Raw genomic sequence first — 21,133 nt, forward strand, 5'->3', positions numbered from 1 at the left:
CACAGCGCTGTGCGGCACGGGACATGGCTGCCGTTTCCAGATTGCTCTGACATATCAGATAGGAGATAGTGCTCGGTGTGGTGCACTGACGCGCGGCTCAACGACGCGTCGGGTATCGAGGAAACGTCAATCAGCAGGAGGGATACCCATGCGTGGGTTCAAGGCATTCGTCACCGGTCTGGTGGCAGGCGCGGCCATGCTCGTGGCGGCCGGTGCACAGGCGGCTTACCCGGATCGTCCGATCACCATGATCGTGCCCTGGGGGGCTGGCGGCGGTACCGACGCCACCGCCCGCATTATCGCCAGCCTGATGGAAAAGGAGCTCGGCCAGCCGGTGAATGTGGTGAACCGCACCGGCGGCAGCGGCGTGGTCGGCCATTCCGCCATCGCCCAGGCGGCTCCCGACGGCTACACCATCGGCATGATCACGGTCGAGATCGCCATGATGCACTGGCAGGGCCTGACCGAGCTGACGCCGGCCTCCTATACGCCGATCGGCCTGGTCAATGCCGATCCTGCCGGCATTCATGTGCCGGCTGACTCGCCCTACAAGTCGGTCAACGACCTGCTGGCGGCGATCAAGGCCAATCCCGGCAAGTTCAAGGCATCGGGCACCGGGCAGGGCGGCATCTGGCATCTCGCCATCGCCGGCCTGCTGCGCGATCAGAAGATCGATCCGGCCAGCGTGGGCTGGGTGCCGAGCAACGGCGCCGCGCCGGGCCTGCAGGACATGATCGCCGGCGGCGTGCAGATCGTGCCGTGCTCGCTTCCCGAGGCGCGCGCGCTGATCGAAGCAGGCAAGGTGAAGAGCCTGGCCATCATGGACCCCAAGCCGTCGGCGCTGTTCCCCAATGTTCCGACGCTGAAAAGCGCGGTGGGCAGCGACTGGACCATGGCGGCCTGGCGCGGCATCGCCGCGCCCAAGGGCGTTTCGAAGGAAGTGTCCGACAAGCTGCTGGCCGTGCTGAAAAAGGTTTACGACAGCAAGGACTACCAGGGCTTCATGGCGCAGCGCGGCTTCGGCATCATCTGGGCCGGGCCGGAGGATTATGCCAAGTTCATGGCGAAATCCGATGCCGACCTGGGCGCCGTGATGAAGGCGGTCGGCATCGCCAAATAATCCGTATGTTCTGAGTCTGCCGGTGCGGCCGCAATGCCGCACCGGTATTCTTTTCTGCAGGTTGGCGCCATGCGAATTCATGATGCTCTGAGCGGGTTTGTGCTCGCTCTTCTGGCCATTGCGGTGCTGGTTACGGTCAGTCAGTACCCGCCGACTCCCGGGCAGAATGTCGGCCCTTCGGCATTTCCGGGCTTGCTGGGCATTCTGCTGCTCGGCTGTTCGCTGCTGCTGATCTGGCGCGGCCTGCGCGGCGAGCGCCAGGCGCTGGTCAGGCTTGGCGACTGGACCCGTTCGCTGCCGCATGTGGTGAATTTCCTGCTCGTGATCGCGGCGCTGCTGTTTTACATTTTCTGCGCTAATTTTCTCGGTTTCATTATCACCGGGATACTCATCCTGTCGGCACTGTTTTACTCGCTCGGCGTCCGCATCCTGCTGATCCTGCCGATTGCCGCTGGTGCCACACTGCTGATCCACACCATTTTCTACAAGCTGCTCCGCGTGCCGCTGCCCTGGGGGCTGCTGCAGGGTATGCACTGGTAAAGGGGCGCGAAAGATGGACTTCATGCATCTGTTCGGCGCCGCGTTCCAATTGGTCTTCGATCCCTATGTGCTGCTGGTGATGTTCTGCGCAGCCGTTTTCGGACTGTTCGTCGGCGCCATACCGGGGCTGACGGCGACGATGGCGACGGCGTTGCTGGTGCCGATCACCTTTTTCATGCCGCCGATCCCGGCGATTGCCGCCATTGTTACCGCCACCGCGATGGCGATCTTCTCGGGCGATATTCCCGGCGCGCTGTTGCGCATTCCCGGTACGCCGGCCTCGGCGGCCTATACCGACGAAGCCTACCAGATGACTCTGAAAGGACAGGCCGAGACGGCGCTGGGCGCCGGCTTGGTCTTCTCGGCGATCGGCGGCCTGTTCGGCACGGCGGTGCTGGTCACGGCCGCGCCGGCGCTCGCCGAGATCGCACTGAAATTCTCGTCCTTCGAATATTTCTGGCTGGTCATCCTTGGATTGTCTGCTGCCGTTTTCATCGGCAGCAGCAGCGTGCTGAAGGCCGTTATCGCCCTGCTGATCGGCCTGCTGGTCGGCTGTGTCGGCCTGGAAAATCCGGGTGGCTATCCGCGCTTCACCTTCGGCAATACCGAACTGATGGGCGGCGTCAGCCTGATCCCGATGATGGTCGGCATGTTCGCCATCTCGGAAGTGTTGCGCTTCGTGGTGAAGACCGATCCGCCGGCGCGCATGGTCGTTAAACGTCTGGGCAATGTTTTTTCCGGCATGTGGGCGCTGGCCGTGAAGTATCCCGCGGCCATCCTGCGCGGCAGCGTGCTGGGTACGCTGGTCGGAATCCAGCCGGGAGCGGGGGCCGACATGGCGTCCTGGATGTCTTACGCCGTGAGCAAGAAATTCTCCAGGGAGCCCGAGAAATTCGGCACCGGCCATGTCGAGGGCATCGTCGAGTCCGGCGCTGCCAACAATAGCGCGCTGGCCGGTGCCTGGATTCCGGCGCTGGTGTTCGGCATTCCGGGTGACTCGATCACGGCGATTGCCATTGGCGTATTGTATCTGAAGGGGCTCAATCCTGGCCCGACGCTGTTCCTGAACAATCCGGAAAATGTCTACGCGATCTTTCTGGTCTTCATCATCGCCAATATCATCATGGTGCCGCTGGGCTGGCTCGCCATCCGGCTGGCCACCAACATCCTGCGCGTGCCGGGCAACATCCTGATGCCGGTGATCCTGCTGTTCTGCGCCGTGGGTGCCTTCGCCATCAACAACACCGTGTTCGGCGTGACGGTCACGCTGATCTTCGGTCTGCTGGCATTTGTGATGGAAGAGAACGGTTTCCCGGTGGCGCCGGCGATCCTTGGTGTGGTGCTGGGCACCATGCTGGAGGAAAATTTCGTCACGTCGATGATCAAGGCCGATGGCAACCTGCTGGTCTTCTTCGAAAGGCCGATTTCGGCCGGCCTCGGCGTCGTCACCCTGACCATCCTGTTCTGGCCGGCCGCATCCTGGCTGGTGCGGCAGCTGCGGGCTAGACCGGCGCGCTAGCCATGCGCGGTGCGCGCCGCCCCTGCCACCAGCTGACCAGGCGGAGCGCGATTGCCGCCAGCACCAGCACGACCGGCAGCCAGTAGAGCGGCATGTCCGGTATACGCTTGGCATTGGTGACGATGAAAGACACCGCAATATACCAGCCGCCCAGCCAGTGCAGGGCACGCCAGTTGCGCGGCCCGAGCCAGGACACCGCACGATCGAAGGATGTGGCCGCCATCGCCATGATCACCAGATAGGCCGAGCCGCCGCTGATTAGCGTGCCGATGCTGGTCATGCTGCGGAACAGCGCCGGGTCGCCGATGGCGAAGGCGGCAATCACGATGGCATGCAGGCCATGCGAAGCGGCGAAGCTGACGCCGAGATAGCGCCGGTTGCGGCGCAGCCAGCGCGTGGCGTCCCCGGGCCAGAGGCGGGCCAGCGCCGATGCGGCGAAAACCGGCAGAAACAGGATCAGGGAGGTGCGTGCCGTGGCGCGGATCGCCATGCGGATGCCATCGATGGAGAAGTCGTGCAGTCCGACGATGGCGATGACCATCAGCGTGAGCAGTACGGACAGCAGGCCGGTCAGCCGCCAGCCATTGATCCAGTGCGACGTCATTGGGGCCTCCCTGCAGGACCGTCGCGATCCTTCCGCCTTTTCGCAGCTATCGGCAAGTGACGGCCGTTACACTGTCAGGCTGAAGCGGACCCGGTCACAGGGACGTGATGAAATCGGTCAGGGCCCGATTATAGGCTGCGGGAACTTCCAGATGCGGACTGTGGCCGGCATTGTCGAAACAGCAGCGCCGGGCCCCGGCGATATTGGCGGCCATCCACTGGCCGACGGCCGATTCATAGAGCTGGCTTTCGCCGCCATGCAGCACCAGCACCGGCAGGGCCAGTTGCGGCAGCAGCGGGCGGTAATCCTGCTCAGCCATTGATTGCCACAGTGCCGCCATGGCCAGGCCATCGTTCCTGGCGATTTCGGCCGCCACCCAGCTGCCGAGCTGGGCATCGGGAATGCGGCCGCGCGCAAACAGGCGCGGCATGGCATTCTGGCTGTAGCAGGCCCAGTCTTCGCGCATCGCAGTCACCGCGGCGGCACTCTGTGCCGTATCGAAACCGTTGCGGATGCCGAAGCGCCAACCCGGTTCGTTGGTGATCTTGACTGTCATGTCCTCGATGACCAGGCCGCCGATCCGCTCGGTGCCGAACTGGGCGATGTAGTCGAATGCCACCATGGCGCCCATGGACCAGCCGATCAGGATGGGTTTATCCAGCCGGTGTTCGACGATCAGACTGCGCAGGCCGGTCGCCAGCCGCGCAATGCTCAGCTCATTCAGTGGTGCCCAGCTGCGGCGATGGCCGGGCAGGTCCGGGATGACCAGGCGGAAATCACGGGTCAGGGCCTCGACCTGTGGCGCGAAATAGCCGCCATGGCTGGCCCAGCCATGCAGGAAGATCAGCGGCCTGCCGCTGCCCTTGTCGAAAACATGCATCACGCTGTCAGGCCCCGACATCCCTGGCCAGCACCAGGGCGCGGCCACGGCAATACACGGTGCCAGCCGCATCGCTGCAGGTGGTGGCCAGATCGACCAGATGCTTGTCCGGGCGCAGGCGGATGATTTCAACCCGGGCGATCAGTTCTGTGCCGACCGGGGCCGGTCGCTCGAAATTCAGTTCCTGCTTCAGGTAATTGGTGCCGAAGCCAGGCAGTTCGACACCGAGCAGGTAGGAGAACAGTGCGCCGATCAGCGGTTCGGGCACGGCAGCGAGTGGCGCGGCGCCATCATGGGCGGCCAGAGTCTGGAAGGCGGCGAGATCGGCAGGCGTGAAAGCGCGGCGAATCTCGGCATGGTCGCCGACCTGCATACCCTTGTGGCTGGCGGAGGCTTCTGTCATGGCAGGGCGATCTCCGTCTGGCCGTCCAGCACCACGGCGCCATCGGCGATGCGGGTTACCTGCGTGGCCAGCACGCGGCTACCGCCAAGCGATGCTGTTTCGCTCAGACTGAAGCGGTGCGCCTCGCCGGCATAAGCCGGATTGGGAAACATCAGATGCTGGCTGACCTGACGTGCACCGGGATAACGCTTCTGGATCAGTCCCCAGAGCACGGTATAGAGCAGCATGCCATGGCTGACGGTGCGGCCGAACCGCGTGCGCGCGGAAAACGTCGGATCGACATGAATCGGGTTGTTGTCGCCACTGACGGCGGCGAAACGGTCGAAGTCTGCTTGGCTCAGGCTGCGGTCGATACTGGTCATGCTCAGGTTCCGGAAAAGCGGCTGCGCAGGATATGCTTCTGCACCTTGCCGGCGGCGGTGCGCGGGAAATCCTCGATGATGCGGATGTGTTTCGGCACCTTGTAGGCGGCCAGATTCTGCCGGCAGAAGCCGCGCAGGGCTTCGGCATCGATGCTGGCAGCGGGCTGCGGCAACACGAAGGCGCAGCCGACCTCGCCCCATTTCTCATCCGGCACGCCGATCACGGCACATTCCAGAACGCCGGGGAATTTATAGATCGCGATTTCGACTTCGGCGGGATAGACGTTCTCACCGCCGGAAATGAACATGTCCTTGATGCGGTCGACAATGTAGTAGTAGCCGTCGCTGTCGCGTCGCGCCACGTCGCCGGTGCGCAGCCAGCCATCGGCGGTGAAGGCAGCTTTGGTGGCGGGCGCGTTGTTCCAGTAGCCAGGTGTGATACCGGGGCCGCGAATCTGCAATTCGCCGGCATGCTCGTCGGGCAGGGGGCGATCGTTGTCGTCAGCCACGCGCACTTCGGACAGAATCTGCGGCTTGCCGACCGAGCCGATCTTGGCCTGCGCATGCGCGCGATCCATCAGGAACACGGTGGGGCCGGTTTCGGTCATGCCCATGCCGTTGCAGACCAGCACGCCCCGCCGGGCAAACAGCTCGATCAGGGTGGCGGGCAGGGGGGCGCCGCCGCAGCCCCAGCTGCGCACCTGCGACAGGTCGGCATTGGCGAAATCCCTGTGCAGGCTGATCGCCTGATAGATCGCCGGCACACCGAAAAACGCCGTGCAGGCGCCGTCCTGCAGGGCCGTCATAACCGGATCGATCTCGAATTTTTTCAGCACCCGCACGCAGCCGCCCCACATCAGCACCGGCAGGGTATGCAGGTTGATGCCGGCAGTGTGGAACAGCGGCAGGAAATTCAGCGTCGTATCGCTGGAGGTCAGGTCGATGGCCTGGCCGATATTGATCGCATTCGCATAGGCCATGCCCGGCGTCTGGATCACCGCCTTGGGTTTGCCGGTGGTACCCGAGGTATAGAGCATGTACCAGATGCGATCCGGTACCCAGGCGGTGTCAAACCGGCCCGGTGCGGTGGCGGCGACCGCCTGTTCGTAATCGCCAAATGACAGCAACGGCAGGTTCAGCTCGGCTGCAATCGCGGCATGATCGACATCGTGGATCAGCAGCTTCGGCGCCGCATCCTGCACCACCGGCATCAACTCCGGCGCCGGCTGGCGCCAGTTCAGCGGTACCAGGATGGCGCCCAGCTTGCCGCAGGCGAACAGGATTTCGAAGAAGCTCGCGCTGTTGAGGCAAAGGATGGCGACGCGGTCGCCGCTGCGGATGCCCTTGCCCTGCAGCCAGGCGGCAAAGCGGCAGGCGCGGTCATTCAGATCGCCATAGGTCAGGCGTCGGCCGCTTTCCAGTTCGATGAAGGCGGTCTTGTGCGGAGTCAGCTCGGCGCGGCGTGCGGCTATGTCGAAAACAGTCTGCATGGTCAGGCCGTCTTTGCCAGAAAACGCGCCATGCCGGCATCGGCCCCGGCGCTGTCGATCTGTTCCAGAAACTGCCGCTGCTCCGCCTGAAGTCCGGCGGCACAATCGGTCGCCAGCAGGCGTTTGGTACGCGCGATGCTGCCCGGCTGTTTGGTATTCAGGGCAACCAGCCAGCCTTCGATGGTGCTGTCCAGGCTCTCGGCCTCGACCAGCGCGGTGGCGATGCCGAGCTGCACGGCCTCCGGGGCGGAAACGCGGCGGTTCAGCAACTGGATTTCGCGGGCCCGCTGGGCGCCGATGCGTGCCGGCAGCAGGGCGGTCCAGCCGCCATCGGGGCTGAATCCGACTTCGGTATAGTAAGGCTGGATGAAGGCCTGCGGCGTGATCGCGGCCAGGTCACAGGCAAGCAGGAAGCCGAGCGCGCCACCGGTGAGCGGGCCGTGGATGCGGCCGATCACTGGTATCGGCAGATGCAGCAGGGCCAGGATGGCGCGATTGAGACCGCCGACAAGGCCTTCGGCATAGGCGCGGCGCTGGCCGCGCGGTATGGCATAGAAGCCGGCGACATCGCCGCCGGTACTGAAACTGCGGCCGGCGGCCTGCAGCACCACGGCATGGATATCCCTGACGGTCGCGATACGGTCGAGATCGGCATTCAGGCTGTCGATCAGATCCGGCACCAGGCTGTTGTGCCGCTCCGGACGGTTCAGTGTCAGGCGGGCCACGCCATCGGCGATATCGAGGATCGTCGCAGCCATCAGCGCGGCGCCTTGGCGGCGATGCCATGTGCCACCATGGCAGACGCAACATCGACAATAGGATCGAGCGGGGTCTTCGGATCCCATAACCCGTAGCGCTGACCAAGGAAGACGGAAATCCCCATCAGCATCCAGGCGCGCACTTCCGTCGCGTTGCCGTTCTTGCCGGGTGCGATTTCGCCGCGCTTTTCTGCAGAGGCCAGCGCGATGCGGTACGATTTGGCGAAGTCGGTGTAATACTGGCGATAAACCTTCTCGTCGACGAACTGCGACTCTTCCACCACCTTGTAGAGGTCGGGATTGCGGCGCACGAAATCGAGGAAGGCGCGCAGGCCCAGCCGCTCGGCCTCGATGCGGTCTTTCGTGCCTGTTGTCGCTTCGGTCAGATGATGACGCAGCATGCGGCCCATATGCAGGACCAGCTCGCGCATCACATCTTCCTTGCTGCGGAAGTAGATATAGAAGGTGCCCTGGGCAACGCCGGCTTCGGCAGTAATCGTGCTGATCGAGGCTTCGGCAAAGCCGCGCCGGCCGATCTCGCGCTGGGCGGCATCGAGAATCTTGCGGCGGGTCTGTTCGCCGCGGCCGGTCTTGGGCAGCGGCAGGGCGCGTTTCCTCGGGTTCATGTAAGCCATGAATCTCTTGTCATATTAACTTTTTGGAACCCCTCCGCATGCGTCCGAGCGGGATTCGCCCGAATGCAGCTTGACGGCTCAACGGTCGGACAGTACAAATCTATGAAACATGAATCAACTGTCATGTTTGTGGACCGTCCAGCGGGCGCGGTCTGCCAGCGGCACCGGGACCACCCGGGCCAGGAAGAGGGAGGAGCCGATGTCGCGCATGTCGCATGCCAATACTCGCGTCTCCGTCACCATGCCCGCATCGCAAGGGAGAGATACATGCAGCGCGTGATGAAGACGGCCGGCATGGCCGTTGTACTGACTGCCGGTCTGGCGCTGTCGGCGCAGGCCGCCGACCTGAAGATCGGTTTGATCACCAGCAAGACCGGTCCGCTCGAGGCTTATGCCAAGCAGACCGAAACCGGCTTCATGATGGGCCTGGAATACCTGACCAAGGGCACCATGACCTGGCAGGGCCGCAAAATCCAGGTCATCGTCAAGGACGATCAGTTCAAGCCCGATCTGGCCAAGTCGCTGCTCGAACAGGCTTATGCCGATGACAATGTCGATCTCGCGGTTGGCACCACCGGGTCGGGCGGCGCGCTCGCCATGCTGCCGGTCGCCGAGGAATACAAGAAAATCCTGATCGTTGAACCGGCCGTGGCCGATGCGATCACCGGCGAGAAGTGGAACAAGTACATTTTCCGCACCGCCCGCAATTCGACCCAGGATGCCTATGCCGGTGCAGCGGCGCTGCCGAAAACCGGTGAGGTGCACCTCGCCACGCTGGCGCAAGACTATGCCTTCGGCCGCGACGGCATCAAGGCGATGAAGGATGCGCTGGCTCTGTCGCATCCGAACGTCAAGATCGCGTTCGAGGAATACGCCCCGACCCAGACCACCGATTTCACTGCCTCGGCGCAGCGCCTGTTCGATGCGCTGAAGGACAAGCAGGGCAAGAAGATCATCGCCATCGTCTGGGCCGGTCCGCATCCGCTGCCCAAGATCGCCGATCTGAAGCCGGAACGTTTCGGTATCGAAATTGCGCCGGGCGGCAATATCCTGCCGGTCATGAAGCTGTACAAGCCCTATCCGGGCATGGAAGGCGCCATCTATTACTACTACGATTTCCCGAAGAACCCGATGAACGATTGGCTGGTGACCGAGCACAAGAAGCGCAACAACGGCACCCCGCCGGACTTCTTCACCGCCGGTGGTTTCGCGGCCGCTTCGGCCGCGCTGACCGCCGTTCAGAAGGCGGGCGGCACCAACACCGACAAGCTGATTGCCGCCATGGAAGGCATGGTCTTCGACACTCCGAAGGGCAGCATGCTGTTCCGCAAGGAAGACCACCAGGCGCTGCAGCAGATGTATCATTTCCGCGTCAAGAAGAACGGCAAGGACGATTTCGACCTGCTCGAACTCGTGCAGGTGATTCAGGAATCGGCAGTGCCGCTGCCGATCCGCAACAAGCGCTGATTACGCCTGCCGCCGGGACGTCATGTCCCGGCGGTCTTTTTTATATCTGAGCCACAAGCTTTCAGCTGATGTCCGCCACGCCGACTTTAGAAACCCGTGACCTGACGATCCGCTTCGGCGGCCATGTCGCCGTCAATGCCGTCAGCTGCGCTTTCCAGCCCGGCACGCTGACCGCTATCGTCGGGCCGAACGGTGCCGGCAAGACCACCTATTTCAACCTGATTTCCGGCCAGCTGAAATCCACCTCAGGCCAGGTGCTGCTGCACGGCGAGGATGTCACCGGGCTGACGGCATCTTCCCGCACCAAGCGCGGCATGGGCCGTGCGTTTCAGCTGACCAACCTGTTTCCCAATCTCACCGTGATGGAGAATGTGCGGCTCGCCGTGCAGTCCCGCGCCGGGGCCGGGTTGCAGCTGCTGCAGCTCTGGAGCCATCGTCGCGACCTGATCGAGAAGGCCGACAGCCTGCTGGAACAAGTGCGCCTGCTCGACAAGCGCAATGCCACTGCTGGCGCCCTGCCGCATGGCGACCAGCGCAAGCTGGAAGTCGCGCTGCTGCTGGCGCTGGAGCCAGACGTCTTCATGTTCGACGAACCGACCGCCGGCATGTCGGTGGATGAAGTGCCGACCATTCTCGACCTGATCCAGGCCATCAAGGCGCGCGGCGACAAGACCGTGCTGCTGGTGGAACACAAGATGGATGTGGTGCGCAGCCTGGCCGATCGTATCATCGTGCTGCATAACGGCCAGCTGGTCGCCGATGGCGAACCTGCCGCGGTGATCGCCTCACCGGTGGTACAGCAGGCCTATCTCGGCCTGCCGCCAGAAGGGAGTGCGGCCGCATGACCGACATGCTGAAGCTGCAGGGCGTGCATACCCATATCGGGCAGTATCACATCCTGCATGGTGTCGATCTGGCCGTGCCGCGCGGTCAGCTCACCATGCTGCTCGGCCGTAACGGTGCCGGCAAGACCACCACGCTGCGCACCATCATGGGCCTGTGGCAGGCCAGCCAGGGCAGCGTCACCTTCGATGGCCGCGACATCACGAAAACCCCGACACCCGAGATCGCGCAGGCCGGCATCGCCTACGTGCCGGAGAATATGGGCATCTTCGCCGACCTCACAGTGCGCGAGAACATGATCCTGGCCGCGCGCGGCGGCGAGATCGATGCGGCGCGCCTGAAATGGATTTTCGGCCTGTTCCCGGCGCTGGAAAAATTCTGGTCGCTGGCCGCCGGCGTGCTGTCGGGCGGGCAGAAACAGATGCTGGCGATTGCCCGCGCCATTGTAGAACCGCGCGAGCTGCTGCTGATCGATGAGCCGACCAAGGGCCTGGCACCAGCCATCATCATGAACATGGTGCAGGCCTTCAGGGAGCTGAAGTCCACCGGCGCCACCATCCTGCTGGTTGAACAGAATTTCCTCGCCGCCAAACTGCTCGGCGATCATGTTGCGGTGATGGATGACGGCCGGGTGGTGCATACCGGCGCCATGGCCGAGCTGGCCGAAGATACGACGCTGCAGCAGAAACTGCTGGGCCTGAGCATGGATGCGCATCAATGACCGCCGCCGCAGACGCCCCGCCGACCGCCGCTTTGCCCAAGGTGCGCGTCGATTATCTGCCAATGCTGCTGGTTCCGCTGCTGATGCTGGTGGCGTTGCCGCTGGTCGGCAGCGTGTCTACCTGGGTGACGCTCACCGTGGCCGCACTCGCCATGGGCATGATGATTTTCCTGATGGCCTCGGGCCTCACGCTGGTCTTCGGCCTGATGGACGTGCTGAATTTCGGCCATGGCGTGTTCATCTCGTTTGGCGCCTATGTCAGCCTGATCGCGCTCGGCCCGCTCGCCGGCTGGGTGGAATCCGATAACCTGCTGCTCAATATCGGCGTGCTGCTGGCCTGCATCCTCGTTGCCATGCTGGTCACCGGCGGCCTGGGCTACGCCTTCGAACGCATCGTCATCCGCCCGGTCTATGGCCAGCATCTCAAGCAGATCCTGATCACCATGGGCGGCATGATCGTGGCCGAACAGATGATCCATGTGATCTGGGGCGCCAGTCCGATCCCGCTGCGCCTGCCCGAAGGCCTGCGCGGCGCCATCGTGATCGGCGATGCGGCGATGGAAAAATACCGGGTTATTGCCGTGGTGCTCGGCCTGACGGTTTTCGGCATCATGCATCTGGTGCTGAATCGCACCAAGATCGGACTGCTGATCCGCGCCGGCGTCGAGAATGCGGAGATGGTCGAGGCGCTGGGCTACAGGATCCGGCGGCTGTTCGTCGGCGTCTTCGTCGCCGGTTCGGCGCTGGCCGGTCTGGGTGGCGTGCTCTGGGCCTTCTATCGCCAGACGCTGACCGCCGGCATGGGCATGGAAGTGAATGTGCTGATCTTCATCGTCATCATTATCGGCGGGCTGGGCTCGGTAGGCGGTTGCTTCATCGGCGCGCTATTGGTGGCGCTGGTCGCCAACTATACCGGTTTCCTGGCACCCAAGCTGGCGCTCGGCAGCAGCATCCTCCTGATGGTGGTGATCCTGCTGTGGCGGCCGCAGGGTCTCTATCCCGTGGCCAAGCGGTGAGAGGAGGCGCGCCCATGCTGCCCAACAATCCGATCCACAGCCTGCTGTCCGGCGATTATCCGCGTTCGCGCGTGCTCGGCGCGCTGCTGTTCGTCGTGCTGATCTGCCTGGCTTTCGCGCCCTTCCTGTTTCCGGGCAGCCAGCCGCTCAATGTCGCCGCCAAGATCTGCGTCTTTATCATTCTGGTGGCGAGCTACGACCTGCTGCTGGGCTATACCGGCATCGTTTCCTTTGCCCATACGATGTTCTATGGCATCGGCGGTTATGGCGTGGCGATTGCCATGTACAATTTCAGCCCGAGTTGGACGGCACTCGGCGTCGGCGTGATTGTTGCGCTGGTGCTCGCCATCCTGCTCGCCCTGCTGATCGGCCTGTTCTCCCTGCGTGTGCGGGCGATCTTCTTTGCCATGATTACGCTGGCGGTGGCCTCGGCCTTCGCCATCCTGGCCTCGCAGCTCAACGAGATCACCGGCGGCGAGGATGGTCGCAGTTACCGGATTCCGGAAATGCTGCGGCCGGCCTTCCGACTGTTCGACGAGCCGGTCATGGGCGTGATGATCAACGGCCGCATCCTCACCTATTACCTGATTTTCTTCTCGGCGCTGCTGCTGTTCCTGCTGGCTTTGCGCGTGGTGAATTCGCCCTTCGGCCGCGTGCTGCAGGCGATCCGCGAAAACGATTTCCGCGCCGAGGCACTCGGCTACCGCGTCGTGGTCTACCGCTCGATCGCCAACTGCCTGTCGGCCGGCATGGCCACGCTGGCCGGCGTGCTGATGGCGCTGTGGCTGCGCTATACCGGGCCGGATACCACGCTCAGCTTCGCCATCATGATCGATATCCTGCTGATGGTGGTGATCGGCGGCATGGGCACGCTCTATGGCGCCGTGCTGGGCGCCGCCATCTTCATCCTGGCGCAGAATTACCTGCAGGTGCTGATGGGCCAGTTCAGCGGCATGCTGGAATCCGCCGGCATTCCCTTGCTGCCCGGCCTGTTCCATGCCGATCGCTGGCTGCTCTGGCTCGGGATTCTGTTTGTGCTCAGCGTCTACTTCTTCCCGGTCGGCATCGTCGGTAAGCTGCGGCAGATGCGCAAATGACGCCGGTCTCGCGCTATCTCACCCTTGGCGGTCGCAGCGTCCATCTCCTCGACTGGGGCAGGGAAGATGCGCCGGTCGTCATCCTGTGGCATGGCTTTGCCCGCACTGCGCATGATTTCGACGATCTGGCCGCAGCGCTGAGCGCGCATTATCGCCTGCTGGCAGTCGATACCATCGGCCGGGGCCTGAGCGAATGGAGTGCACAGCCGGATACGGAATACACAGTACCCTTCTATGCGCGGCAGGCCGTCGAACTGTTCGACCAGCTGAAGATTGCCAGCGCCCGCTGGGTCGGCACCTCGATGGGCGGCCTGATCGGCATGGCGGTGGCGGGCACCGTCCTGAAAGACCGCATCAGCCATCTGGTCCTCAACGATGTGGGGCCCGCCATCGCCCCCGGTGCGGTCAACCGCATCCTCACCTATGCCGGCACGCCGCCTGCCTTCGCCACGCTGCCGGAACTGGAGCAGTATTTCCGTACGATTTATGCGCCCTTCGGGATCAGCAGCGATGCCGGCTGGCGCAAGCTGGCCGAGACCTCGGCCCGGCGCCTGCCCGATGGCCGCCTGACGCCGCATTACGATCCGCAGATTGCCGCTGTGCTGGGCCGGCAGGCGGCAGCGGTGACTGGCGATGCCTGGCCGCTCTATGAGCAGATTGCCGCGAAAACCCTGCTGTTGCGCGGCGCGGTGTCCGACCTGCTGAGTGACGAAACTGCCGCCGAGATGACCCGGCGCGGGCCGAAGGCGCGGCGCATCGATATGCCGGGCATCGGCCATGCCCCGGCGCTGGATACCCCGGCGCAGATCGCCCTGATTATGGGATTTTCGGCCGAGTAGAGCGGACCATTGGCCGGGCGCGGGCAGCGCCCTATACTGGAACCATGTCCCGTCACGCTGCCCACCAGCCTCATTCCCATGGTCACGACCACGCCGCCTGCATCGCCGATGCACTGACGGCGGCCGAAACCCATTGCAGCAATACCGGCGCCAAGCTGACACCAATCCGCCGCCGGGTGCTGGAACTGATCTGGCAGAGCCACAAACCGGCCGGCGCTTATGATCTGCTGGCGCAGCTGGGCGGTGACGGGCAGAAGGTGGCGCCGCCCACGGTCTATCGCGCACTGGATTTCCTGGTTGAGCAGGGCCTGGTGCATCGGGTCGAAAGCCTGAATGCCTTCATCGGCTGCACCGAACCGGGCCATGCCGTGCAGCAGGAAATCTTCATCTGCCGGCAATGCGGCACCGCAACCGAGATCAACGATCCCGAGCTTGGCGCCCGTATCCAGCAGGATGCCCGTGCGCTCGGTTTCCAGGTCGAGCGTCAGGCCATTGAAGTGGTCGGCATCTGCCGCGACTGCCGCGTGCTGTAACGTCAGGCCGGTAATCCGCTGCTTTCGCAGCAAAGTTTCTGCCCCGTAATTGTCATTATGCCCCATGGCAGCAAGGCGATAGCCTGAACGCAATCGGCGGTACTGCCGGGCGAGAATCCAGCACCGGCGGCCGCACCCTTGCCAGAGGAGGGTGCCATGGCACTTGCGACCAGTCTGCTGCAGTTCCTCGAACGACAGGCCATTCCCTACAGCCTCATCGAACATGCCCATGCCGCCACCATGCGCGAAGCCGCCCATTGCGCCGGCGTGCCGGAGGCTTGCGTGGTCAAGGCCGTGCTGGTGGAAGACGACGATGGTTTCATGCTGGCGGCCGTCCCGGCGTCCTGCGATGTCGAACTGGCCAAATTGTCACGCGCGGTGAAGCGGCCGGTGGGGCTGGCGACCGAAAGCGACATCATGACACTGTTTACCGATTGCGCGCCGGGTGCGCTGCCGCCGCTCGGCAGTGCGTATGGCGTCGAAGTGGTGGTGGATCGCCGCCTCGATGCCATGCACGATCTCTATTTCGAGGGCGGTGACCACCGCACGCTGGTGCATATGAAAGGCGAGGATTTCCGCCGCCTCATGCCGGAAGCCCGCCATGCAAGGATCAGCATCGCTCACTGAACGTGAAGCGGCCCGCACCCGCAGGTGCGGGCCATGATGGTCGGTATTTCGGCAGGTTAGTGTTTCTGCTTCTGGCGATCGCCGTCGATCTCGCCCGGCCGGCGGCCCGGTTTCACCACCCGGCCGTCGCCGTCGGTATCCCTGCCGATCCAATCGGTCTTGTCCGGATTCGACTTGTCGGCATCGGCCTGCCGCGGAGACGGCGGCATGCGTGTCTGCTGTGGTTGCGGATTCTTGTTTGCCATGATGGGCTCCTTTCCGGTAACCGGAGGAAAACCCCGTTACGGAGCGGATGTTCCCGTATTGATTCTGGGCAGAGCCAGCCGACCTTGGCCTGATCAGAATTTTGGCGGCCGCTTCTCGAAGAAGGCGGTCATCGCTTCGCGCGCTTCGGCCGATTTGAGCTGACTGCGGAAATGTTCGCCTTCCAGCGCCATCTGGCCCGCGACATCGCCCTTGGTGTGCTTCAGCAGCTGCTTGGTCAGCTTCATCGCTGTCGGCGGTTTGGCGGCCAGCTTCTGTGCGATCAGCATCGCTTCCGGTACCACGCGCGCATCGGGGAAGATCGCATTGGCGATGCCATAGGCTTTCGCGGTATCCGCGTCGAAGGGCTCGCCCAGCAATAGCAGTTCGGCGGCGCGGTGATGGCCGATCATGGCCGGCAGGAGCAGCGAGGAGGCGGCTTCCGGCACCAGCGCCAGATTGACGAACGGCAGCGACAGTTTGGCCCCGGCGCCGACATAGACCAGATCACAATGCAGCAGCATGGTGGTGCCGACGCCGACGGCCGCGCCGGTGACGGCGGCGACCAGCGGCTTCGAGGCGGTGCTGATCGCGCGCAGGAAACGGAACACCGGTGTGTTGTCGCCCTGCGGCGGATTGTTGAGGAAATCCTGCAGGTCGTTGCCGGCGGTGAAGGCGCCGCCATTGCCGACGAACAGGATCACGCGCACGGCAGCATCGCTCTCGGCAGCCTCCAGCGCATCGGCCAGCATGGCATACATCGCCGAGGTCAGCGCATTCTTCTTCTCGGGTCGATTGAAGGTGATGGTCAGGATGCCATCTGCCTGCGCAGTGAGAATCTCAGTCATTGTTCGCTCCCCGGAAGCCGATTTCAGTCGGCGAACAGCAGGATGGCATAGTCCCCGATGCGCGTGAAGCCTACCGCTAGGTAAGCCGTGATGGCGGCCTGGTTGTCTTCCGGCGTGAACAGCACGGCCTGTGTCACGCCCTGGCGGCGGGCGCTGTCGAGCGCGCCGGCCACCACGGCACGGGCATAGCCGCGGCTGCGGTATTGCGGCGGCGTCCAGACATTGCCGATCTGCACGGCGTCGGGCAGGCGGGCGTTGAAACAGCAGCCGGAAACCGGCCTTCCGTCGTCGGTCAGGATGAACTGGTTCTTTTCCGCGATCCAGCGCTCCACCTCGGCGGCGCAGTTCTGTGCATGGTCCTGCGACGGCGTGGCGCCCAGGCTCTCGCCGGTGAAGCTCAGCCGCCACTCGTGCAGCAGATCCTGGTCCGCCGGCGTCGCCAGCCGGCACTGCAGTTTCTGTCCCTGCAGCAGCGGTGCCGGCAGCTTCAGATCGGCGAGCGACAGACCCATCAGCGCTTCGCGCGACCGCAGCTTGTGATGCGCGCCATCGAGGCCGAGCGCTTCCTGGGCATCCAGCGCCTGTTGCCATGGCCCGAGGATGCCGGCCAGCATGCGGCCTTCGGCGGCCATTCGCGCCACTGCAGCAGTCTGCTGCGGCGCATAGACCGCCAGCATACCCTGCCAGTAGAGCGCCGCCACACCGGTGATGCGTGTGCCGTCGAAGGTGGCGGCATAGCGGCCCTGGTAGGGCCGGTCGCCGTCGACGATGCCGCTCTGCGCCAGGTTGCCGCGCAGGATCATCGTCGCGGCGCTGTGTTCGCGCAGGAATGCCTCGAGTTGCGGCTGGTCCTGCGGCGTGAGAAGGCGGATGGCCATCGTCAGCCCTGTGCCTTGTTCAGCCGCTCGAAACCGGCCTTGAGGTCGGCGATCAGGTCGCCGGTATCCTCCAGGCCGATATGCAGGCGGATCAGCGGGCCATGGTCGTTCCACGGCTCGGCGGTGCGCACGGTCTTCAGGCCCGGCACCGAGACCAGGCTTTCATAGCCGCCCCAGGAATAGCCGATGCCAAACAGTTCGAGATGGTCGACGAATTCGGCTACCGCCGCCTCGCTGTATTTCCTCTGCAGTTCGAAGGCGAAGAGTCCGCAGGCGCCGAGGAAGTCGCGCTTCCAGATGGCATGGCCGGGATCCTGCGGCAGGGCAGGGTGACGCACGCTGGTCACCTCGGCGCGGCCGCGCAGCCAGTCGGCCACCGTGATGCCGCTTTCCATATGGCGCGGCAGGCGCACCGCCATGGTGCGCAGGCCGCGCAGGCCGAGGAAGACTTCGTCCGGCCCGGCATTGGCACCGATGGTGCGCGCGGTGTCGCGCAGGGTGGGCCACATCTCCTTGGTGGCGATCACGATGCCCAGCATCGCATCGGAATGGCCGACGATGTATTTGGTGGCGGCATGCACCGAGAGGTCGACGCCATGGCTGAAGCTCTTGAAATAGAGCGGCGTCCCCCAGGTGTTGTCCATCGCCAGCCTGGCGCCGTGCTTGTGCGTGATCTCGGCAATCGCCGGCACATCCAGCATTTCGAAGGTGAGCGAGCCGGGCGATTCAATGAAGACCAGCGTGGTGTTCGGGCGGAACAGCGCCTTGAATCTGGCCATGTCGATTGCAGTCTTGAAATACTCGGTCTCGACGCCAAGCCGCTTCAGCACGGTATCGCAGAACTGCCGCGTCGGTCCGTAGATATTGTCGACCATGAGGATGTGGTCGCCGGCTTTCACCACGCTCAGGATCGCGCCCGAGCAGGCGGCGATGCCCGATGGATAGGCCATGGCGCGGTAGCCGCCTTCCAGTTCGGCCACGGTATTCTCGAAGGCATAGGTCAGCGGCGTGCCGACGCGACCATAAGAGGTGACCTGCTTGTCCTGCGCCCGGTCGGTATAGATGTCGGCCAGGGCCTTCAGGCTCGGCTGCAGGATGGTCGAGGCGCGATAGACCGGGATATTGACCGCGCCGTGATGGCCTTCGGGATCGCGGCCGAGCACGGCAAGCTTGGTTTCGTCTTTCATGGCGGACTCCAATCTGGGCCCTGACTATTGCAAAGCCCCGGATCAAATAGAAGACTTGGACGAATCCCAGATGCCGCGCCCCGCCAGGATGGGGCCCAGGAGTGCCTCCATGACCCGCGATGCCGCTATTCGTTCCGCTACCGCCTATCTGGACGAGGGTGGTTTCCTTGCCGATCTCGCCCGCCGCGTCGCCATCCCGACCGAAAGCCAGAATCCCGACCGCGCCGGTGCGCTGGGCGATTACCTGGAAAAGGAGATGCGAGGCTCTCTGGAAGCGCTCGGGTTCCAGTGCAGCGTGCATCCCAATCCTTCGCCGAAGGGCGGCCCTTTCCTGGTCGCCATCCGCCGCGAGGCCGGCGCGACCAAGACGCTGTTCTCCTACGGCCATGGCGATGTGATCCGCGGCCAGGATGCGCAATGGCGCAGCGGCCTGTCACCCTGGCAGATCGTGCAGGAAGGCGAGAAGCTCTACGGTCGCGGCACCGCCGACAACAAGGGCCAGCATACTGTCAACATTGCCGCGCTGGCTTCCGTGCTGAAGGCGCGCGGCGGCAAGCTCGGTTTTAATGTTGTGCTATTGATTGAAACCGGTGAGGAGGTCGGCTCGCCGGGCCTGGATGCCTTCTGCAAGTCCCAGAAGGATGCCTGGCAGGCCAATCTTTTCCTCGCTTCTGACGGCCCCCGTCTGTCGCCGGAACGGCCGACGCTCTATTGCGGCGCGCGCGGCGCGCTGAATTTCGATCTTACCGTCAATCTGCGCGAAGGCGCGCATCATTCGGGCAACTGGGGCGGCCTGCTGGCCGATCCCGGCATCATCCTGGCGCATGCGATTGCCAGCATCGCCGGCCCCACCGGCCAGATCCGCATTCCCGAATGGGTGCCGAAGGAACTGCCGGCCGGGGTGAAACGCGCGCTGGCCGACTGCGAGGTCGGCGGCGGCAGCGATGGTCCGCAGGTCGATGTCTGGTGGGGCGAGCCGGGGCTCACGCCGGCCGAACGCGTCTATGGCTGGTGCAGTTTCGACGTGCTGGCCTTCAAGACCGGCAATCCCGAATTCCCGGTCAATGCCATTCCCGGCATCGCCACCGCGCATTGCCAGATCCGCTTCGTCGTCGGACCGGATTCCTCGCAGTTCCTGCCGGCTCTGCGGCGCCATCTCGACCGCCACGGTTTTCCGCAGGTGCAGGTGACGCAGGCGCGGGCGGAAATCTTCACCGCAACGCGGCTCGATCCCGATCATCCCTATGTGCATTTCGCGCTCGCCTCGGTCGAGAAGACGATGGGACGCAGGCCGGCGCTGCTGCCGAATCTCGGCGGCTCGCTGCCCAACGAAGTGTTTGCCGAAACGCTTGGCCTGCCCACCGTGTGGATGCCGCATTCCTATGCGGCCTGTTCGCAGCATGCACCGAACGAACACATTCTTTTGCCGGTGATGCGCGAAGGTCTGGCGATGATGGCCGGCCTGCTCTGGGACCTTGGCGAACCGGATGCCACAGTTTTCCCCTCCTGAGGCGGTAGCATTCACAGCTTAGCGCCGTGATAGAACAGGCATTCACACACGCCACATCGTTGGGCGGCCTGTTCCTGTGGTCGTTTCTGGCGGCGACGCTGGTGCCACTGTCATCCGAAGCCGCCCTTTCGGCAGCCCATGCCATGGCGGTTGCGCCACCCGGCCTGCTGTTCGCTGCGGCGCTCGCCGGTAATGTGTGCGGTGCACTCGTAAACTGGTTTCTGGGGCTGTGGTGCCTGCGTTTTCAGCACAAGCGCTGGTTTCCGGTCACACCGGTGCAACTGCAGAAAGCCGAAGCGCGCTTCCGCCGCTGGGGTGCCTGGACCCTGCTTTTCTCATGGATTCCGGTGGTGGGCGACCCCCTGACCTTCGTCGCCGGAGCACTGCATTATCCCTTGGCCCGATTTTTGATAGTGGTGACCATCGGCAAGGCGGCGCGGTATGCGGCCATCCTGTGGATAACTGACGTTGTCTTGCCGATTTTTACAGCGTCGTGATAATTTTAGGCAGTTCTGCCGAGTGCAGAGCCAAGTCACAACAGGGAAGGGTTACACCAATGAAACTTCTTGCAACGGCCGCTGCCGCGGCGGCGCTTGTGTTTGTTGCGCAGGGCGCGCAGGCGGGCGCCACTTTCGATGCCGTCAAGGCCAAGGGTTTCCTGCAATGCGGGACGAATACCGGTCTGGGCGGTTTCGCCGCGCCGGACAGCCAGGGCGTCTGGAAGGGTCTCGATGTCGATGTCTGCCGTGCGGTTGCCGCCGCCGTGTTCGGCGATGCCACCAAGGTGAAGTATACCGGCCTGACCGCGCAGCAGCGTTTCACCGCGCTGCAGTCGGGCGAGGTCGATGTGCTGTCGCGTAACACGACGCAGACCCTGACCCGCGATGCGTCGCTGGGCCTGATCGGCGCTGGCGTCAACTACTATGACGGCCAGGGCTTCATGGTGACCAAGAAGCTCGGCGTGAAAAGCGCCAAGGAGCTGAACGGCGCCACGGTCTGCGTGCAGCCGGGCA

General features: G+C 64.0%; 25 protein-coding genes. 14 read left to right on the forward strand and 11 right to left on the reverse strand.

Annotated elements, in window-relative coordinates; all coding sequences use genetic code 11:
- Positions 1-148 precede the first annotated feature (148 nt).
- The 3 genes from OJJ21_RS17125 (at position 149) to OJJ21_RS17135 (ending at position 3,179) form a co-directional block, all read left to right on the forward strand.
- A complete protein-coding gene (locus OJJ21_RS17125; protein WP_297688064.1) occupies positions 149-1,120 on the forward strand; it encodes a tripartite tricarboxylate transporter substrate binding protein in 972 nt (323 codons plus the stop codon).
- Between the two features lie 99 nt (positions 1,121-1,219).
- Positions 1,220-1,660 (forward strand): tripartite tricarboxylate transporter TctB family protein, encoded by a 441-nt coding sequence (locus OJJ21_RS17130; protein WP_297688065.1) that lies wholly within the window; start codon positions 1,220-1,222, stop codon positions 1,658-1,660.
- Between the two features lie 13 nt (positions 1,661-1,673).
- Positions 1,674-3,179, forward strand: coding sequence for a tripartite tricarboxylate transporter permease (locus tag OJJ21_RS17135; RefSeq protein ID WP_297688066.1), 1,506 nt, complete (start codon positions 1,674-1,676; stop codon positions 3,177-3,179).
- On the opposite strand, the gene OJJ21_RS17140 is transcribed toward OJJ21_RS17135, so the two are convergent.
- The 7 genes from OJJ21_RS17140 to OJJ21_RS17170 all read right to left on the reverse strand — a co-directional run bounded on the left by OJJ21_RS17140 (position 3,163) and on the right by OJJ21_RS17170 (position 8,302).
- Entirely contained in the window at positions 3,163-3,783 is a 621-nt protein-coding gene (locus OJJ21_RS17140) for a ferric reductase-like transmembrane domain-containing protein (protein ID WP_297688067.1), read from the reverse strand. The genes OJJ21_RS17135 and OJJ21_RS17140 overlap by 17 nt on opposite strands.
- Before the next feature lie 94 nt (positions 3,784-3,877).
- Positions 3,878-4,684 (reverse strand): alpha/beta hydrolase, encoded by an 807-nt coding sequence (locus OJJ21_RS17145; RefSeq protein ID WP_297688068.1) that lies wholly within the window; start codon positions 4,682-4,684, stop codon positions 3,878-3,880.
- Positions 4,671-5,066, reverse strand: a complete 396-nt coding sequence (locus OJJ21_RS17150) for a hypothetical protein (RefSeq protein ID WP_297688069.1) — start codon at positions 5,064-5,066, stop codon at positions 4,671-4,673. The genes OJJ21_RS17145 and OJJ21_RS17150 overlap by 14 nt, the downstream gene beginning before the upstream one ends.
- The gene (locus OJJ21_RS17155; RefSeq protein ID WP_297688070.1) at positions 5,063-5,428 is read right to left on the reverse strand and encodes a MaoC/PaaZ C-terminal domain-containing protein; all 366 of its coding nucleotides are present in this window, start codon (positions 5,426-5,428) and stop codon (positions 5,063-5,065) included. Before OJJ21_RS17155 ends, OJJ21_RS17150 begins: the two co-directional genes overlap by 4 nt.
- 2 nt (positions 5,429-5,430) lie before the next feature.
- Positions 5,431-6,918 carry a long-chain fatty acid--CoA ligase gene (locus OJJ21_RS17160; protein WP_297688071.1) on the reverse strand — a complete coding sequence of 496 codons (1,488 nt, stop codon included), beginning with the start codon at positions 6,916-6,918 and terminating at the stop codon, positions 5,431-5,433.
- A 2-nt stretch (positions 6,919-6,920) separates the two neighbouring features.
- Entirely contained in the window at positions 6,921-7,676 is a 756-nt protein-coding gene (locus OJJ21_RS17165; protein ID WP_297688072.1) for an enoyl-CoA hydratase/isomerase family protein, read from the reverse strand.
- The gene (locus OJJ21_RS17170) at positions 7,676-8,302 is read right to left on the reverse strand and encodes a TetR/AcrR family transcriptional regulator (protein ID WP_297688073.1); all 627 of its coding nucleotides are present in this window, start codon (positions 8,300-8,302) and stop codon (positions 7,676-7,678) included. Before OJJ21_RS17170 ends, OJJ21_RS17165 begins: the two co-directional genes overlap by 1 nt.
- A gap of 276 nt (positions 8,303-8,578) precedes the next feature.
- Between OJJ21_RS17170 and OJJ21_RS17175 the strand changes: the two genes are divergently transcribed.
- From OJJ21_RS17175 to OJJ21_RS17210, 8 genes are all read left to right on the forward strand, one after another.
- The gene (locus OJJ21_RS17175; RefSeq protein ID WP_297688074.1) at positions 8,579-9,778 is read left to right on the forward strand and encodes a substrate-binding domain-containing protein; all 1,200 of its coding nucleotides are present in this window, start codon (positions 8,579-8,581) and stop codon (positions 9,776-9,778) included.
- A 68-nt stretch (positions 9,779-9,846) separates the two neighbouring features.
- The gene (locus OJJ21_RS17180; RefSeq protein ID WP_297688075.1) at positions 9,847-10,623 is read left to right on the forward strand and encodes an ABC transporter ATP-binding protein; all 777 of its coding nucleotides are present in this window, start codon (positions 9,847-9,849) and stop codon (positions 10,621-10,623) included.
- Positions 10,620-11,342, forward strand: coding sequence for an ABC transporter ATP-binding protein (locus tag OJJ21_RS17185; RefSeq protein WP_297688076.1), 723 nt, complete (start codon positions 10,620-10,622; stop codon positions 11,340-11,342). The genes OJJ21_RS17180 and OJJ21_RS17185 overlap by 4 nt, the downstream gene beginning before the upstream one ends.
- Positions 11,339-12,358, forward strand: a complete 1,020-nt coding sequence (locus OJJ21_RS17190) for a branched-chain amino acid ABC transporter permease (protein WP_297688078.1) — start codon at positions 11,339-11,341, stop codon at positions 12,356-12,358. The genes OJJ21_RS17185 and OJJ21_RS17190 overlap by 4 nt, the downstream gene beginning before the upstream one ends.
- A 14-nt stretch (positions 12,359-12,372) precedes the next feature.
- On the forward strand, positions 12,373-13,455 hold the full coding sequence (locus OJJ21_RS17195; protein WP_297688079.1) for a branched-chain amino acid ABC transporter permease: 1,083 nt from the start codon (positions 12,373-12,375) through the stop codon (positions 13,453-13,455).
- A complete protein-coding gene (locus OJJ21_RS17200) occupies positions 13,452-14,294 on the forward strand; it encodes an alpha/beta hydrolase (RefSeq protein WP_297688080.1) in 843 nt (280 codons plus the stop codon). Before OJJ21_RS17195 ends, OJJ21_RS17200 begins: the two co-directional genes overlap by 4 nt.
- 44 nt (positions 14,295-14,338) lie before the next feature.
- Positions 14,339-14,827 (forward strand): Fur family transcriptional regulator, encoded by a 489-nt coding sequence (locus tag OJJ21_RS17205; RefSeq protein WP_297688082.1) that lies wholly within the window; start codon positions 14,339-14,341, stop codon positions 14,825-14,827.
- 156 nt (positions 14,828-14,983) lie between these two features.
- Positions 14,984-15,454, forward strand: a complete 471-nt coding sequence (locus tag OJJ21_RS17210; protein ID WP_297688084.1) for a YbaK/EbsC family protein — start codon at positions 14,984-14,986, stop codon at positions 15,452-15,454.
- A gap of 56 nt (positions 15,455-15,510) precedes the next feature.
- Here the strand turns inward: OJJ21_RS17210 and OJJ21_RS17215 are convergent, their stop codons facing one another.
- The 4 genes from OJJ21_RS17215 to metC form a co-directional block, all read right to left on the reverse strand.
- Positions 15,511-15,699 (reverse strand): hypothetical protein, encoded by a 189-nt coding sequence (locus OJJ21_RS17215; RefSeq protein WP_297688085.1) that lies wholly within the window; start codon positions 15,697-15,699, stop codon positions 15,511-15,513.
- 93 nt (positions 15,700-15,792) lie between these two features.
- Positions 15,793-16,545 carry an enoyl-CoA hydratase gene (locus tag OJJ21_RS17220; RefSeq protein WP_297688087.1) on the reverse strand — a complete coding sequence of 251 codons (753 nt, stop codon included), beginning with the start codon at positions 16,543-16,545 and terminating at the stop codon, positions 15,793-15,795.
- Positions 16,546-16,568: 23 nt separating this feature from the next.
- Positions 16,569-17,423 carry a GNAT family N-acetyltransferase gene (locus OJJ21_RS17225; RefSeq protein WP_297688088.1) on the reverse strand — a complete coding sequence of 285 codons (855 nt, stop codon included), beginning with the start codon at positions 17,421-17,423 and terminating at the stop codon, positions 16,569-16,571.
- A gap of 2 nt (positions 17,424-17,425) precedes the next feature.
- Entirely contained in the window at positions 17,426-18,610 is a 1,185-nt protein-coding gene (gene metC, locus OJJ21_RS17230; protein WP_297688089.1) for a cystathionine beta-lyase, read from the reverse strand.
- 109 nt (positions 18,611-18,719) lie between these two features.
- Between metC and OJJ21_RS17235 the strand changes: the two genes are divergently transcribed.
- The 3 genes from OJJ21_RS17235 to OJJ21_RS17245 all read left to right on the forward strand — a co-directional run.
- Positions 18,720-20,120 carry a M20 family metallopeptidase gene (locus OJJ21_RS17235; protein WP_297688090.1) on the forward strand — a complete coding sequence of 467 codons (1,401 nt, stop codon included), beginning with the start codon at positions 18,720-18,722 and terminating at the stop codon, positions 20,118-20,120.
- A gap of 59 nt (positions 20,121-20,179) precedes the next feature.
- Positions 20,180-20,617 carry a YqaA family protein gene (locus OJJ21_RS17240; protein WP_297688091.1) on the forward strand — a complete coding sequence of 146 codons (438 nt, stop codon included), beginning with the start codon at positions 20,180-20,182 and terminating at the stop codon, positions 20,615-20,617.
- A gap of 59 nt (positions 20,618-20,676) precedes the next feature.
- Positions 20,677-21,133: transporter substrate-binding domain-containing protein (locus OJJ21_RS17245; RefSeq protein WP_297688093.1), on the forward strand; the 457-nt coding region annotated here is incomplete at its 3' end.

The organism is Ferrovibrio sp. (assembly GCF_025869515.1).
Lineage (GTDB): Bacteria > Pseudomonadota > Alphaproteobacteria > Ferrovibrionales > Ferrovibrionaceae > Ferrovibrio.